Here is a 13,780-nt window from a genome sequence, read left to right on the forward strand (position 1 = left end):
ATGGACGAGGCAAGGCTTCACGAGTTCATGGGCAAGCTGGTCGGCGACATGGGCGCCGCCGCGACCCTGGCCAACGTCATCCTGGGTGACGAGCTGGGCCTTTACCGGGCCATGGCCGACAGCCAGCCGGTCACCCCAAAGACCCTCGCCGAACGCACCGGCTGCCACCCGCGCCTGGTGCGCGAATGGCTCAGCGCCCAGGCCGCGGCGGGCTACATGGAGCACCACGACGGCACGTTCCGGCTGCCTGAGGAGCAGGCCATGGCCCTCGCGTTGGAGGATTCGCCCGCCTACATGGCCGGCGGCGCGGCGGTGGTCGCGGCGCTGTTCCACGACAAGGACAAGCTGGTGGCGGCCATGCGCGGCGACGGTGGGCTGGCCTGGGGCGACCATCACCCCTGCATGTTCAGTGGCACCGAGCGTTTCTTCCGGCCCGGCTATCGCACCTTCCTGGTCGCCGAGTGGCTGCCGGCGCTGGACGGCGTGGTGGCCAAGTTGCAGGCCGGAGCGAAGGTGGCGGACGTCGGCTGCGGCCATGGCGCCTCGACCCTGGTGATGGCCGAGGCTTTCGCGGCCTCGCGCTTCTTCGGTTACGACTACCATGCGCCGTCGATCGCCACCGCCCGCGAGCGTGCCAATGATGCGGGGGTGGCCGAGCGGGTACGGTTCGAGCAGGCGTCTGCCAAGGACTACCCTGGGCATGACCACGACCTGGTGTGTTTCTTCGACTGCCTGCACGACATGGGTGACCCCGTGGGCGCTGCGCGGCATGCCCATCGGGCGTTGAAGGACGACGGCACGGTGATGCTGGTCGAGCCCTACGCCGAGGACGCCCTGGACGGCAACCTGAACCCCGTGGGCCGTTTGTTCTATGCGGCTTCGACGTTTATCTGCACGCCCAATTCGCTGTCCCAGGAAGTGGGGTTGGGCCTGGGTGCACAAGCCGGCGAGGCGCGCTTGAGGGCGGTGTTCGAGGAAGCTGGCTTCACCCGTTTCCGGCGGGCGACGCAGACACCGTTCAACCTGATCCTGGAGGCCCGCAAGTAGAACCGCCGCCCCGCGCCCACCCCGGCCTTGTGGGCGCGGGCTTGCCCTGCGACAGCGGCGCTCGTCCTCAAAAAAACTGATGCCCTAAGATAGAGGCTTCCAACGCCCATCAGGAGGCCCGCAATGACCGATCGCCAAGCCATTATCCCCATCGCCCAGCAAGCCCTGGCCGAACGCGCCGGCTACCTGCCCGCCGTCAAGGTCGGGGCCACCGTGTACTGCGCCGGGCAAGTGGGCCGCACCGCCGACCTGGAAGTGATCGCCGACCCGGCGCAGCAATTTCGCGCCGCCTGGGAAAACCTGCGTGAGGTGCTGGCAGCGGCTGGTTGCGGGTTCGAGGATGTGGTCGACCTGACCACCTACCACGTCGGGCTGCGCGAGCACATGCCGGTGTTTCGCGTGGTCAAGGATGAGCTGTTTCCGCGCGGCAACTGCCCATGGACCTGCATCGGCGTGAGCGAGCTGGCGCATCCAGGGTTGTTGGTGGAGATCAAGTGCGTGGCGGTGGTGCGGCAGGGGTGATGCGGGGAGGGGAGGTGTAGTGCCTGGGCTGGCCTCATCGCGGGGCAAGCCCGCTCCTACGGGAGGAGCGGGCCTGTTGGGGCTTAGGCTTCAGCGTCCCAAGGACGGTCGCCTTTCTCGTCTTTGACGCGGGTCGGCAGGCCCATCACGTCCAACGCCTTGAGGAACGGCTCTGCCGGCAGTTCCTCGACGTTGACCATGCGCCCGGCGTCCCACTCGCCACGGGCGACCAGCAGCGCTGCGGCTACCGGCGGTACGCCCGCGGTGTAGGAGATACCCTGGCTGTCGGTCTCGGCGTAGGCCTCTTCGTGGTCGGCCACGTTGTAGATGAACACTTCGCGTGGCTGGCCATCCTTGGTGCCCTTGACCAGGTCGCCGATGCAGGTCTTGCCGGTGTAGCCCGGGGCCAGCGAGGCTGGGTCGGGCAGCACGGCCTTGACCACTTTCAACGGGACCACTTCAAGGCCTTCGGCAGTGCGCACCGGCTGCTCGGAGAGCAGGCCGAGGTTCTTCAGCACGGTGAACACGTTGATGTAGTGCTCGCCGAAGCTCATCCAGAAGCGCACGTTCGGCACGTCGAGGTTCTTCGACAGCGAGTGCACTTCGTCGTGGCCGGTCAGGTAGAGGTTCTGCGAACCCACCACGGGCAGGTCGTCGGTGCGCTTGACCTCGAACATGGTGTTGCTGGTCCACTGGCTGTTCTGCCAGCTCCAGACTTGCCCGGTGAATTCGCGGAAGTTGATCTCCGGGTCGAAATTGGTGGCGAAATACTTGCCATGCGAGCCGGCATTGACGTCGAGGATGTCGATCGAATCAATGCGGTCGAAATACTGTTGCTGCGCGAGCTTCGCGTAGCTGTTCACCACACCCGGGTCGAAACCGACGCCGAGAATGGCGGTGATGTTCTTCTGTTGGCACTCTTCGAGGTGTTTCCACTCGTAGTTGCCGTACCACGGCGGGGTCTCGCAGATCTTGCCCGGCTCTTCGTGGATGGCGGTGTCCAGGTAGGCGACACCGGTATCGATGCAGGCACGCAGCACCGACATGTTGAGGAAGGCGGAACCGACGTTGATCACGATCTGCGATTCGGTCTCGCGGATCAGCGCCTTGGTCGCCTCGACATCGAGGGCGTTGAGCGAGAAGGCCTGGATGTCGGCGGGTACCTTGAGGCTACCCTTGGCCTTGACGCTGTCGATGATGGCCTGGCATTTGGAGATGTTCCGCGACGCAATGGCAATACGACCGAGTTCGTCGTTATGCTGCGCGCACTTGTGGGCCACCACCTTGGCGACACCTCCTGCACCAATGATAAGAACGTTCTTCTTCAATTTATCCCTTGCTCCTCACTGAAAGCCTGCCGTCAGGACAGGCTGGAAACGTAGTCTTCGAAACCGAACTCGCGCACCACCTCGACGCTGCCGTCGAGCTGCTTGACCACGATGGCCGGCATCTTCAGACCGTTGAACCAGTTTTTCTTGACCATGGTGTAGCCTGCCGCGTCGATGAACGACAGCCGATCGCCGATGGCCAGCGGGCGATCGAATGGGTACTCGCCGAAGATGTCGCCGGCCAGGCACGACTTGCCGCAGACCATGTAGGTGTGCTCGCCGTCGCTTGGGACCATCTTGGCGTTGAGGCGGTAGATCAGCAGGTCGAGCATGTGCGCTTCGATGGAGCTGTCGACCACGGCCAGGTGCTTGCCGTTGTACAGGGTGTCGAGCACGGTCACTTCCAGCGAGGCGCTGTTGGTGATCGCCGCTTCGCCTGGCTCCAGGTAGACCTGCACGCCGTACTTCTGCGAGAAGTCTTTCAAGCGTGCGCAGAAGGCGTCCAGCGCGTAACCCTCGCCGGTGAAGTGGATGCCGCCGCCCAGGCTGACCCACTGGACCTTGTGCAGCAGGTGGCCGAAGCGCTCCTCGATGTGCGCGAGCATTTTGTCGAACAGGCTGAAATCGCCGTTCTCGCAGTTGTTGTGGAACATGAAGCCGGAGATCTGCTCGATCACCTGTTCGATCTTCGCAGGGTCCCACTCGCCCAGGCGGCTGAACGGACGGGCGGGGTCGGCCAGCAGGTAGTCGGAGCTGCTCACCTGCGGGTTGACGCGCAGGCCGCGGACCTTGCCCTCGGACTGCGCGGCGAAGCGCTGCAGTTGGCCGATGGAGTTGAAGATGATCTTGTCGCAGTTCTCCAGCATCTCCTCGACTTCATCGTCGGCCCAGGCCACGCTGTAGGCGTGGGTCTCGCCTGCGAACTTCTGGCGGCCGAGCTTGAGCTCGTACAGCGAGGAAGAGGTGGTGCCGTCCATGTACTGCTGCATCAGGTCGAACACCGACCAGGTGGCGAAGCACTTGAGGGCGAGCAGGGCCTTGGCCCCGGACTGCTGGCGCACGTAGGCGATCTTCTCCAGGTTGCCCAGCAGTTTCTGTTTGTCGATGAGGTAGTACGGCGTCTTGATCATTTCAAAGGCCCCCGGCCAGGCCGGCCAAAAAAAGGACACGCATTGTGCCTTCACTTGTCGCATATCGAAAGGGCGTGAGGCGCATTTCGTCCGAGCTCGCAGGCTGCGTGGCGCGTGTGGGGGAGTAGAGCAGGGGAATGTGACTGTCTTAATCGTTGTGCTGGGGCAGAGGGCCCTCTCGCGGGGCCATCTACATCACTGCGGCAGTCGCGCAACCGCCTTGATCTCGAAATCGAACCCATACAGCCAGGTCACCCCGATCGCCGTCACGCTCGGGTAGGGCGCCGGCCCCCAGAATTCCGCCCGCACCAGATCCCAGATGGCCTGGAATTTGTTCTGCGGGTCGACGATGAACAGCGTTACATCCTGCACATCGGCGAAGCTGCAGCCCGCTGCGGCGAGAATCGCGTTGAGGTTGGCGAAGGCCCGGCGCACCTGGTTTTCCAGGCCCGGTTCGGGCGAACCGTCCTCGCGGCTGCCCACCTGCCCGGAGACGAACAGCAAGCCATTGCTGCGCACCGCCGGGGAATAATGGTTGATTTCGTACAGCGCCTGGCGGCCAGGCGGGAACACGACGTCTCGTTGGGTCATTGAAGGTCTCCATCAGGTGGGTGATGACACCACTCTACGAACCCGTCACCCCTCGATAAACGTGCAAGTCTGGTTATCATTGTTTGCCATTGCCAAACAATAGAGGCTGCCGATGGACCGTTTCGACGCAATGCGTGCCTTTGCCCGGGTGGTGGAGGCGGGCAGTTTCACCAAGGCCGCCGACACCCTGCACATGAGCCGCACCAGCGTTACCCAGCTGGTTCAGCAACTGGAAGCGCGCTTGCGCGTGCGACTGCTCAACCGCACCACGCGCAGGGTGCACCTGACCAACGACGGCGCGCTGTTCTACGAGCGGGTGGTACGCCTGTTGGCCGACCTCGAGGACGCCGAAGGCAGCCTGACCGGCGCTGCCACTCTGCCCCGCGGCAAGCTGCGGGTCGATGTGCCCAGCCCTCTGGCGAGCATGGTGCTGGTGCCGGCGCTGGCGGATTTTCACGCGCGCTACCCGGACATCCAGATCGACATGGGCGTCAGCGACCGTATCGTCGACATCATCGGCGAACACGTGGATTGCGTGGTGCGCGGCGGCGAGCTGCTGGACCAATCGCTGATGGCGCGCAAGGTCGCCGACCTGGGCCTGGGGGTGTATGCGGCGCCCGCGTACCTGGCCCGTCTGGGCACCCCCGAGCATCCTGCGCAGCTGGAGGGGCCGCGGCACCGTGTGGTGGGCTTTCTCTGGGCGCGCACCGGCAAGCCCATGCCCTATGCCTTGAGTCGAGGGACGGAGCGCTTGCAGGTGCAGGGCCGGCCGGTGCTGGCGGTGGACGACGGCAACGCTTACCTGGCCGCCGGCCTGGCGGGGTTGGGCGTGCTCTGGCTGCCGGACTACATGGCCTTGCCGCACCTCGCCAGCGGCGCACTGGTGCGGTTGTTCGAGGGCTGGGAACTGGAGACGATGCCGTTGTACGTGGCCTATCCGCCCAATCGGCATGTGGGGGCGAAGTTGCGGGTGTTCATCGACTGGGTGGTCGAGGTCATGGCTCGGGAGCGATGAGCGCCGTGATCAGCGTTCACCCGTTTGCGCGTGCCAGGCGCGAATCTGCTCCAGCGTCGCGGTCGCGCCCCCGCACACGATCACCAGCACCTGCCGATAAGCCCCCAGTCGCTTGGGGTCATAGGCCAGGGCCAGTGCCGCACCGCAGGCCGGCTCGACCAGCAGTCGGTGGTCGAGCAGGAAGCGCTCGCAAGCGTCCAGCGTCTCACGGTCGCTCACCAACACGCTGTGCACCGCATGCTGGCGCGTACACGCCAGCGCCTGCTCGGCTACACGCTTGGCACCCAGCGACGTCGCCACCGACGCGATGCGCTCCAGCTCCACCGTGTGCCCGGCGTCCATGGCCGCCCGCAACGAAGCGGCGCCTTCGGTTTCCACTGCCAGCACCGGCACGTCCTGCCAACCATTGCGTTGCAGGCCGGCGACCACACCGCTGAGCAGGCCGCCACCGCCCACCGACAGCACCACCGCATCAGGCTTGATGCCGGCCTGGGCCACTTCGTCGATCATGCTGGCATGGCCGGCCCATAGCAGCGGGTCGTCGAACGGATGGATGAAGGCGTCCTGTGGCCCGACCAGGCTTTGCGCCCGTTCGTTGGCTTCCTGCCAGGAACTGCCGTGCACCACCACGTTGGCGTCTTCGAGCATCAGCAGTTCGATGGCTCGCGCGGTGGTGGTCTCGGGCACCACCACGGTGACCGGTACGCCCAGGCGACGCCCGGCATAGGCCACCGCCAGGCCGGCGTTGCCGCCGGACGAGGAGACGAAGTGGCGGGCGCCACGGGCATGGTGGGTTTCGCAAGCATGGCCGACACCGCGCAGCTTGAACGAGCCGCAGGGTTGCAAGGCTTCTAGTTTCAGCAGGATGGCGCGACCGGCGGCTATCGACAGTGGACGGGATTCGAGCAGCGGGGTGGCGATATGCAGGGGCATGGCGGGCTCCGGGGGTGAGACCGCGATTGTAGACCTATTCGAAGAAAGGGGGATCGGCCTTGTGCCGCGATCGGGCGCGACCCGGCCCTGGTCCTCTCTCTTGGCTCACTTTCCAGGGTGCATGCTCGACCATGCTGTAGCCTTCGATACCGCCTTGCGGGGCTGACGCGAAGCCGGGTAGCTGGAGGTCCAGGGCCTGGCCGCGAGCAGGTCCCGGCCCAGCGCGCTACTCATCATTTTCGGGGCTGTGAGTGCCCTATCGCGGGACAAGCCCGCTCCTACAGAGACTGCGCAATTCCCTGTAGGGGCGGGCTTGTCCCGCGATAGGGCCAGTGAGGTTAGAACCTCACGTCCATGGCCACCTCGAAGGTGCGTGGCGCCCCCATGTAGTACTGCAAGCCATACGCCTGCTTGGCATACACCTCGTCGGTCAGGTTGCGCACCCGTGCGGTCAGCGTGGTGTGCTCATCCACCCGGTAGCGGGCGAACGCGCCGAACAGGGTGTAGGCCGGTGCCTTGAGGGTGTTGGCGTTGTCGGCATACACCGAGTCGACGTAACGCGCATCCACCCCCGCCGACCAGTCCTGGGTGAAACCGTAGGTCAGCCACAGGTTGCCGACGTTGGCCGGCACGTTCACCGGCGCATTGCCCTTGCGCGACACCGACACGCCACCCACCGATTCGTTGAACTCATCGTACGCGGCGTCGACGTAGGCGTAGTTGGCCTCGGCGAGCAGCTTCGGCGTGACCTGCAAGCGCCCGGACAACTCGATGCCGCGGGAGGTCTGCTGACCGGCCTGCACCGTGACGTTGGGGTCGCGCGAGTCGCGCACGGCGAAGTCCTTGCGCACGATCTGGTACACCGCCAGCGTGGCCGCGCCGCGTCCGTCGAGGAAGTCGAACTTGCTGCCGGCCTCCCACTGCTCGCCCTTGGACAGGTCGAACAAACCCACGTTGGAGTAGGTGGCCGAGGCCAGCGAGCCGGCCGGCAGGTCGGCGGCGGTGCTGTATTGCACGTACAGGCTGGCCGACGGGGTCAGTTCGTAGGTCAGGCCCACGCGCCCGGACAGCGGTTCCCAGCGGCGCTCGAAGAACGCCGGGGAGGTCGGCGTGACGGCACCGTAGTTGGTCACCTCCATGTCCAGGTAGTCGTAGCGCAGGGCGGTGAGCAGGGCCAGGCGGTCGGTCAGCTCCAGGCGGTTCTCGACGAACAGCGCACGGGTGGTGACTTCGTGGCGGCGCTGCTTGGTCAGGCCGCGGTTGACGCCGGGGATGTCGTAGAAACTGCCAGGGTCGAAATGGTCCGGGTCGACCACGTCGCTGTAGCTGCCCGAGGTCGGGTACAGGGTCTGGCGCAGGCGCGACCAGTCCAGGCCCACCGACCACTGGCTGGCCAGGCCCAGCAGGGTGTTGTCGTGGCGCAGTTCGACGCGGTCGCCGAGCACGTTCTGGTCGTGGCGTTGCAGGTAGGGGCTGGCGCGCGCCACGTCGCCGGCGCCGTTGTAGCGGTAGCCTTCGAGGTTGCGGTAGTCGCGCTGGGCGTTGTAGTGGTAGAGGGTGTTCTGCACGCTGGTGCTGTCGCTCAACCGGTAGTCGAGGATCGAGCGCAGCCAGCGCACGCGCTGCTCGTAGCGGCCGTCGGCGACGTTGTAGTTCTCGAAGCGCCGGCGCTTGTCGATCTTCATCGTGCTGCGCCCGGGCAGGATCGGCGAGCCCCAGTAGGGGCTGTGTTCGCTGTCTTCCTGGTATTCCAGCGCCAGGGTGTGGGTGAGGTCCGGGGTCAGGTCGCTGAGCACCGAAAAGGCCAGGCTGTCGGTCTTGCGCTCATTGCGGTCGACGTAGCCGTTGCCCCGGCTGTGGCTGAAGTCCAGGCGCGCGAAGTGGCGGGCGTCGGCGGGGTTGTCGGCCAGCGCCTGGTTGATCCCGAAGGCCACTTCCGAGTCGTCGTAGCTGCCGTAGCGAATGCGCCCGTCGAGCGTTTGCGCATCTCGGCTGGCGAGCTTGCTGATGTAGTTGATCGAGCCGCCCACGGCGCCGGCGCCATGCAGGAAAGACGACGGCCCGCCGATCAGCTCGACGCGGTCCAGCACCCAGGCGTCCACCGGCCGGGTGGCACTGCTGTAGCCGAGGTTGATGCCGTTGTACAACTGGGTGACCTGGTTCTGGGTGAAGCCGCGGTAGGCGACGAAGCCACCGTAGCCGGGGTTGGCCGAGGCGTTCACGCCGGTCATGGCGTTGATCACGTCCTGGCTGTCCTTGGCGTCGCGCTGCTCGATCACCTGGCGGTTCGACACGCTCACCGAGGCCGGCGTCTGCCGCGCAGTCAGGCCCAGGCGCGAGCCGGTGCGGATCGGCTCGTCCAGTTGCACGCCCGAGGGTGCTTCGCGTTCACCGTCGATGGTGGTGGCGTCCAGTTGCACAGGGGCGGCATCGGCCCAGGCGAAGGTGCAGGTGGTGCTCATCAGGAGCACCAGGGAGGTGTTGCGGATCATGGGTTGCTTCCACGCAAAGGTCATGGCTGACCCTTGGCCGAGCGCGCAGGGGCGTGCCCGCCGGGGTCAGGCGAAAGAGGCGGCTGCGGGGAAGGACGCGGGGGAGGCGCGGGGCGGGACGTGGGGGCGCAGCAAGCGGGGCGGCGGTTGCGCCCAGCTGCGCACGACGATCGGCGAGACGCTGTGGCCGGTGGCCGGGGCGAACGACCAGCCGCTGCTGGCCAGCGGCACCGCCAGGGCGAAGGAGGAGCACACCGGGCAGTCGAGCTGGGCCATGTGCGGGTCGCCACCGGCGCCGTCGAGGTCGATGGCCGGGCCGTGGCCGCTGCTGTCGAGGGAACAGAACCCGCCCTCCAGGCCCGACAGGCGCAGGCCGCTCATCTGGCCGTGGTGCAGGCCGCACAGCAATAGGCTGAACAGGACGCTGGCGTAGAGCGTCCAGGCGGTCAGCGAGCGTGTCCGGCGGGTGGTTTTCATGGCGGCGAATCTATCATCCGGATGGATCGCCGGGTAGGGGCGGGGCGCGGTGGATTGTCGCAGTTCTGATGACGCGGCCTCTTCCTGTAGCGAGCTTGCCCCGCGATGAGGCCCGCCAGAGGTGTCAGAGGTAGCGCTGGAAGAACGCCAAGGTCGCCAGGTTCTTGTCCTTGGCCTCGAACATGATGTCGAAGCGCTCGACGAAGCCCAGCGCATAACGGTTGGTCCAGTCGTTCCACATGCGCTCGCTGTGCTGGTAGAGGTCGCGCTTGTTGACCTGCTCCAGCAACGCGGGAATCGTCAGCTTCTGGTCGGCGGCAAAGCCCAGGTCCTGAAGCCGTTCCGGTGGCTGCGAGTAGTGCATCACCGGGCGCACCCCGCGCCAGCTGTCGATGATGCGCTGCACCCGGGGATCGTGCGGGTCGAGGTAGTCGTTCTCGTGGATCCAGCAGTGGTGGATGTCCAGCACCACCGGCGCGAGGTCGGCCAGTGCCAGGCAGTCGTCGACGCCGTAGGTCTTCTCGTCGTTCTCGAAGGTGATGACGTTGCGCGCCACCTCCGACAGGCGCGGCCACACCGCGCGCACACCCGCCGCGCCGAGGCGCCCGGCGATATGGATGTTGCACTTGAAGTCCTGGAAGCGCTGGCCGTAGCCCATCATGCGGATCATGTCGGCGTGGTATTCGAATTCGGCCAGGCTGTTCTCCACCACGTCGGGGCGGTCGGAACCGAGCACGCAGTACTGGCCGGGGTGGAACGACAGGCGAATATCGTGGCTGCGGGCGAAGTCGCCAAGCTGCGCGAAGCGCGTGTGCAGCAGGGCCTGGATCGCTGGCGCCTGGTAGAAGGGGGCGATGTTGGGGTGGCTGTAGAGCGGCAGCAGGTCGCTGGACAGACGCAGCATGCGCAGCATCGGCGGCAGGCTGGTGACGTAGGTCAGCAGTTGCATCTGCGCATCGAGGTTGTGTTCGACGAGTTCCTGGAGCTTGGCCGCGGCGGCCGCTTCGCTCGCGCTGGAAAGCCAGCGCAGGGTGGTGGTGCGTGGGTTGAAGGTGCGCTCGATGGCCTCCAGGTCCTTGATCGACAGGTCGCGGTGGGGGTGGCGGTATTGGCAGGCGAAGCCTAGGCGGGGCATGTGTGTGTTCCTGATGGAGCGGATGCGGGTTGGACAGCGTTAGCGTGGTGATCGATCCATGCGCCAGGATCGAGGGGCCTCATCGCGGCGAGCCCGCGATGAGGCCGGTATGGACACCCCTTCTCAAGCCGGCACAACGCTGACCCGATTGCGCCCCGCCTGCTTGGCCACATACAGCGCGCGGTCAGCCTTGTTCAGCGTTTCCTGCGGGTCTTCGTCACCCCCTCGCCACCACGCCACGCCCAGGGAAATGGTTACCGCGCCGACTGGTTCGATCGGCGTGTCCTGCACCACCAGGCGCAGGCGTTCGGCCACCGTGGCGGCGCGGTCCAGGGGCGCATCGGGCAGCAGCATGAGGAATTCCTCGCCACCGGTGCGGCACAGCACGTCGCCTTCGCGGCAGCAGCTGCGCATCAGCTCGGCCAGGGCCCGCAGCACCTGGTCGCCCATGTCGTGGCCATGACCGTCGTTGATGCGCTTGAAGTGGTCCACGTCCAGCACGATGGCGCAGAACGCCCGGCCTTCGGCCTGCAACAGCGACAGGGTGACGTCCAGGCCGCGGCGGTTGCCCAGGCCTGTCAGCGGGTCGGTCTGCACGTCGCGGTGCAGGCGGCCGATGCGCTCTTGCAGCAGGTTCAGGCCGAACAGCAGCGCGCGCTTGAGCTCGGCCGCCTCGAAGTACCAGGCACGCACCGCACGGATGCGCTCCAGGGTGCCTGCGCGGTCCATCTCGCGGGCCCCGGCCGCCAGTTGCCAGAGCGGGCGGGTGATGGTCAGCGCCAGCCACCACAGCAGCAGGCCGCCGAGCAATGCCAAGGGCACCGAGATGGCCATGACGTTGAGCATCAGCCCCTGTGACGGGGCTACGGTCAGCGTCAGCGGTTGTTGCGCGATCACGCCCCAGCCGGTGCTTGGCACCGTGGCGAAGCCGGCGAGCATTTCCACGCCACGGCTATTGAACAGGCGCTGGGTGCCGTTGTTGCGGCTGGCCAGTTGCTCGACCAGGGCGTTGTCTTCCACCACCGTGCCCACTCGCTGCGGGTCGGGGTGGTAGAGCAGGCGTCGGTTGCGGTCGATCACGTAGAGGTACGAGCCGTCCTTGTAGAAGTGCTCGCCCAGCAGGCTGTTGAAAATGTTGTGTTCGCGCAGGTAGAGGGTGCCGCCGACGTAACCGAGGTAGCTGCCGTCAGCGGCGAAGATCGGCTGCGACAGCACTACCACCAGGTTATTGGCCACCGACAGGAATGGCGTCGACACCAGTGCCCGGCGTTCGCGCAAGGCTTCCACCGCGCCCGGGGAGTCCAGGCGCTGGCCCAGCACCTTGCGCAGCGGCGCCGGGGAAATGGCCTGCAGCACGCCCTGGGCGTTGACGATGAAGGTCGAGTTGAAGGCGTTGCCCTGACGCAGCAGGCGGTCGGTCTCCGCCAACAGCGCCGCGGTGTGGCCCATCCGACGCGCCCGGCCCTGGGCGCTGAAGGCCAGTTGCTGGAGGGCGTTGCCGATGAACAATTCGGTGATCGAGGCCAGCTTCGCCGCGTACACCCGGTTGGACTCCAGCGAGTGGTCGATCAGCAGCTGACGCTGCACCCGGTAGCTGGCGAAGTAGCTGGTCAGCAGCATCACCACCGCAGTGAGCGCCGAGAGAACGAGAATGAGCGTGCGCAGGTCCAGGCGCAGGCCTTGCTTGGCGTGTGGCAATCCTGACCTCACTGACAGTGCAATGGGATAAACCTTACTCGCTATGTGCGCTTGCGGCTACGGGTTGGTGGGAATCAGGAATGGGGTGACTGCGCTTGCTGTTGCTATCTGTCAGAAATGTCCTGTAAGGAGCCAATGTTCGGCCCCTTGCGGGGAGTGCTTCAAGCGCCCGCTTTGCCGAGCGCGGCCAATTCGTCCTCGACCTGCTGCATGCGCTCCTCGGCCAGCGCCTGGACCTTCTCGTCGCGCGCGCTCTCGCGCATCAGGCCGGTGAGTTTCTCGCTCAGGCGCTTGCCTTCCTCGCTCTGGCCCAGTTCGCGGGCTTTCTGCGGGTCGTGGGTGGCGGCGACGATGGTGTCGAACTCGGCGTCGCTGAAGTTCTTCTCGCTGTAGAGCTTGAACAGGTCCTTGCGCTGGTCGTCGACGGTCAGGTGTTTGCGCAGCACGTCCTTGATCTGCGCTTCGGAGAGCTGCGGGTGGGTCATCGCCAACAGCGTGGCCATGCGCGCGATGTTGTGGTCGTAGGCTTCCTGCAGTGGCAGGTTGGCCAGGATCTTTTCCTCGCGGGTGGGCTTCTGGTCGCAGGCGACGAGGGCGGTGAGCAGCAGCAGGGGCAACAGCAGCTTGGGCAGGCGCGGCATGGGAAGGGGCCTTGGCTGGGGTGGGAAGGGGCGGGTGTCAGGGTTTTTTGGGGCCGCGCAGGCGCACCCAGATGATCGCCGGCAGCGCCATCAGCAGCCATTTCAGGTACTGGTTCACGCCGTAGCGTTCGCAGGCCACGCCGATGATCGTGCACAGCACCACCACCGCCACGAACTGGATCATTCTGTTCATCTCGTGTGCTCCGAAGGCAAAGGCCGCGATGTTAAACGAAACGGTCGGCGTTCGCCGAGTGCTGGCTTGCCGGGGCGCTCGGAAAGCTCCTACCGGTTGGCCCTTGAACGAGGCATCGCGTTCATTTTCATCGACACCGCCTTTGCTTACCGTGGTTGGCGTACTCAACACCGGAGCGTATCCGAAGGAGCAAGCCGATGCCTGACATGGCCCTTTACAAAGTGAAACTGCTCGACGAATTCGAGGCCCGCGAGGATCAGTGGACGTTTGCGCAATTCGACCGTCGCCTGAGCGAGGTCAAGCCAGCGGCGAACTACCAGGACGCCAAGGGCATCCTCAACGCCGCTTACCAGGCGGGCAGTTGGCCGAATACGGTCAAGCGCTACCTGCTGACCAATTTCAAGGTGTTCGGCAATGTCAGCGGCGAATTGCAGGCGATCTTCGATCAGGTAGTGGCGACATTGACGCCGCAGGAGCGTCAGCACTGGCAGTTGGAGTAGCGGTTGTCTGCACCGGCGCAATCGCGGGGCGAGCCCGCTCCTACAAGGGCCCCATCCTCCTGTGGGAACGGGCTCGCC

At 65.8% G+C, this 13,780-nt stretch carries 14 protein-coding genes; 4 read left to right on the forward strand and 10 right to left on the reverse strand.

Annotation, left to right across the window (positions count from 1 at the left end; translation table 11 throughout):
* Together P0Y43_RS15310 and P0Y43_RS15315 are read left to right on the forward strand one after the other, a co-directional pair.
* Complete coding sequence (locus P0Y43_RS15310) at positions 1-1,047, forward strand: class I SAM-dependent methyltransferase (RefSeq protein WP_275638106.1); 1,047 nt, start codon at positions 1-3, stop codon at positions 1,045-1,047.
* Positions 1,048-1,170: 123 nt separating this feature from the next.
* Positions 1,171-1,569: a RidA family protein gene (locus P0Y43_RS15315; protein ID WP_275638107.1), complete on the forward strand. Its 399-nt coding sequence runs from the start codon at positions 1,171-1,173 to the stop codon at positions 1,567-1,569.
* A gap of 83 nt (positions 1,570-1,652) precedes the next feature.
* Here the strand turns inward: P0Y43_RS15315 and P0Y43_RS15320 are convergent, their stop codons facing one another.
* From P0Y43_RS15320 to P0Y43_RS15330, 3 genes are all read right to left on the reverse strand, one after another.
* Entirely contained in the window at positions 1,653-2,897 is a 1,245-nt protein-coding gene (locus P0Y43_RS15320) for a saccharopine dehydrogenase family protein (protein WP_275638108.1), read from the reverse strand.
* Between the two features lie 32 nt (positions 2,898-2,929).
* Entirely contained in the window at positions 2,930-4,027 is a 1,098-nt protein-coding gene (locus P0Y43_RS15325) for a carboxynorspermidine decarboxylase (protein WP_275638109.1), read from the reverse strand.
* A 195-nt stretch (positions 4,028-4,222) separates the two neighbouring features.
* A complete protein-coding gene (locus P0Y43_RS15330) occupies positions 4,223-4,618 on the reverse strand; it encodes a RidA family protein (protein ID WP_275638110.1) in 396 nt (131 codons plus the stop codon).
* 112 nt (positions 4,619-4,730) lie between these two features.
* Here P0Y43_RS15330 and P0Y43_RS15335 point away from each other — a divergent pair, with 112 nt between their 5' ends.
* Complete coding sequence (locus P0Y43_RS15335; protein WP_275638111.1) at positions 4,731-5,633, forward strand: LysR family transcriptional regulator; 903 nt, start codon at positions 4,731-4,733, stop codon at positions 5,631-5,633.
* Positions 5,634-5,642: 9 nt separating this feature from the next.
* On the opposite strand, the gene P0Y43_RS15340 is transcribed toward P0Y43_RS15335, so the two are convergent.
* From P0Y43_RS15340 to P0Y43_RS15370, 7 genes are all read right to left on the reverse strand, one after another.
* Positions 5,643-6,566 carry a pyridoxal-phosphate dependent enzyme gene (locus P0Y43_RS15340; RefSeq protein ID WP_275638112.1) on the reverse strand — a complete coding sequence of 308 codons (924 nt, stop codon included), beginning with the start codon at positions 6,564-6,566 and terminating at the stop codon, positions 5,643-5,645.
* Positions 6,567-6,904: 338 nt separating this feature from the next.
* Positions 6,905-9,058, reverse strand: a complete 2,154-nt coding sequence (locus tag P0Y43_RS15345) for a TonB-dependent receptor (RefSeq protein ID WP_275638113.1) — start codon at positions 9,056-9,058, stop codon at positions 6,905-6,907.
* A gap of 66 nt (positions 9,059-9,124) precedes the next feature.
* Entirely contained in the window at positions 9,125-9,535 is a 411-nt protein-coding gene (locus P0Y43_RS15350; protein WP_275638114.1) for a DUF2946 family protein, read from the reverse strand.
* 124 nt (positions 9,536-9,659) lie between these two features.
* Positions 9,660-10,670 (reverse strand): UV DNA damage repair endonuclease UvsE, encoded by a 1,011-nt coding sequence (uvsE, locus tag P0Y43_RS15355; RefSeq protein ID WP_275638115.1) that lies wholly within the window; start codon positions 10,668-10,670, stop codon positions 9,660-9,662.
* A 123-nt stretch (positions 10,671-10,793) separates the two neighbouring features.
* Complete coding sequence (locus P0Y43_RS15360) at positions 10,794-12,368, reverse strand: GGDEF domain-containing protein (RefSeq protein WP_275638116.1); 1,575 nt, start codon at positions 12,366-12,368, stop codon at positions 10,794-10,796.
* A 161-nt stretch (positions 12,369-12,529) separates the two neighbouring features.
* Positions 12,530-13,009 (reverse strand): hypothetical protein, encoded by a 480-nt coding sequence (locus P0Y43_RS15365; RefSeq protein WP_275638117.1) that lies wholly within the window; start codon positions 13,007-13,009, stop codon positions 12,530-12,532.
* A gap of 37 nt (positions 13,010-13,046) precedes the next feature.
* The gene (locus P0Y43_RS15370) at positions 13,047-13,202 is read right to left on the reverse strand and encodes a hypothetical protein (RefSeq protein WP_275638118.1); all 156 of its coding nucleotides are present in this window, start codon (positions 13,200-13,202) and stop codon (positions 13,047-13,049) included.
* Between the two features lie 197 nt (positions 13,203-13,399).
* Here P0Y43_RS15370 and P0Y43_RS15375 point away from each other — a divergent pair, with 197 nt between their 5' ends.
* Positions 13,400-13,702: a hypothetical protein gene (locus P0Y43_RS15375; RefSeq protein ID WP_275638119.1), complete on the forward strand. Its 303-nt coding sequence runs from the start codon at positions 13,400-13,402 to the stop codon at positions 13,700-13,702.
* Positions 13,703-13,780: the final 78 nt, after the last annotated feature.

The organism is Pseudomonas entomophila (assembly GCF_029193575.1).
Taxonomy (GTDB): domain Bacteria; phylum Pseudomonadota; class Gammaproteobacteria; order Pseudomonadales; family Pseudomonadaceae; genus Aquipseudomonas; species Aquipseudomonas entomophila_G.

Excerpts from the sequence above, each read along its gene's own strand:
- P0Y43_RS15335 (WP_275638111.1), top strand. The coding sequence starts at position 4,731 with ATGGACCGTTTCGACGCAATGCGTGCCTTTGCCCGGGTGGTGGAGGCG.
- P0Y43_RS15370 (WP_275638118.1), bottom strand. The coding sequence starts at position 13,202 with ATGAACAGAATGATCCAGTTCGTGGCGGTGGTGGTGCTGTGCACGATC.
- P0Y43_RS15325 (WP_275638109.1), bottom strand. The coding sequence starts at position 4,027 with ATGATCAAGACGCCGTACTACCTCATCGACAAACAGAAACTGCTGGGC.
- P0Y43_RS15340 (WP_275638112.1), bottom strand. The coding sequence starts at position 6,566 with ATGCCCCTGCATATCGCCACCCCGCTGCTCGAATCCCGTCCACTGTCG.
- P0Y43_RS15365 (WP_275638117.1), bottom strand. The coding sequence starts at position 13,009 with ATGCCGCGCCTGCCCAAGCTGCTGTTGCCCCTGCTGCTGCTCACCGCC.
- P0Y43_RS15375 (WP_275638119.1), top strand. The coding sequence starts at position 13,400 with ATGCCTGACATGGCCCTTTACAAAGTGAAACTGCTCGACGAATTCGAG.
- P0Y43_RS15350 (WP_275638114.1), bottom strand. The coding sequence starts at position 9,535 with ATGAAAACCACCCGCCGGACACGCTCGCTGACCGCCTGGACGCTCTAC.
- uvsE (WP_275638115.1), bottom strand. The coding sequence starts at position 10,670 with ATGCCCCGCCTAGGCTTCGCCTGCCAATACCGCCACCCCCACCGCGAC.
- P0Y43_RS15330 (WP_275638110.1), bottom strand. The coding sequence starts at position 4,618 with ATGACCCAACGAGACGTCGTGTTCCCGCCTGGCCGCCAGGCGCTGTAC.
- P0Y43_RS15315 (WP_275638107.1), top strand. The coding sequence starts at position 1,171 with ATGACCGATCGCCAAGCCATTATCCCCATCGCCCAGCAAGCCCTGGCC.
- P0Y43_RS15310 (WP_275638106.1), top strand. The coding sequence starts at position 1 with ATGGACGAGGCAAGGCTTCACGAGTTCATGGGCAAGCTGGTCGGCGAC.
- P0Y43_RS15345 (WP_275638113.1), bottom strand. The coding sequence starts at position 9,058 with ATGATCCGCAACACCTCCCTGGTGCTCCTGATGAGCACCACCTGCACC.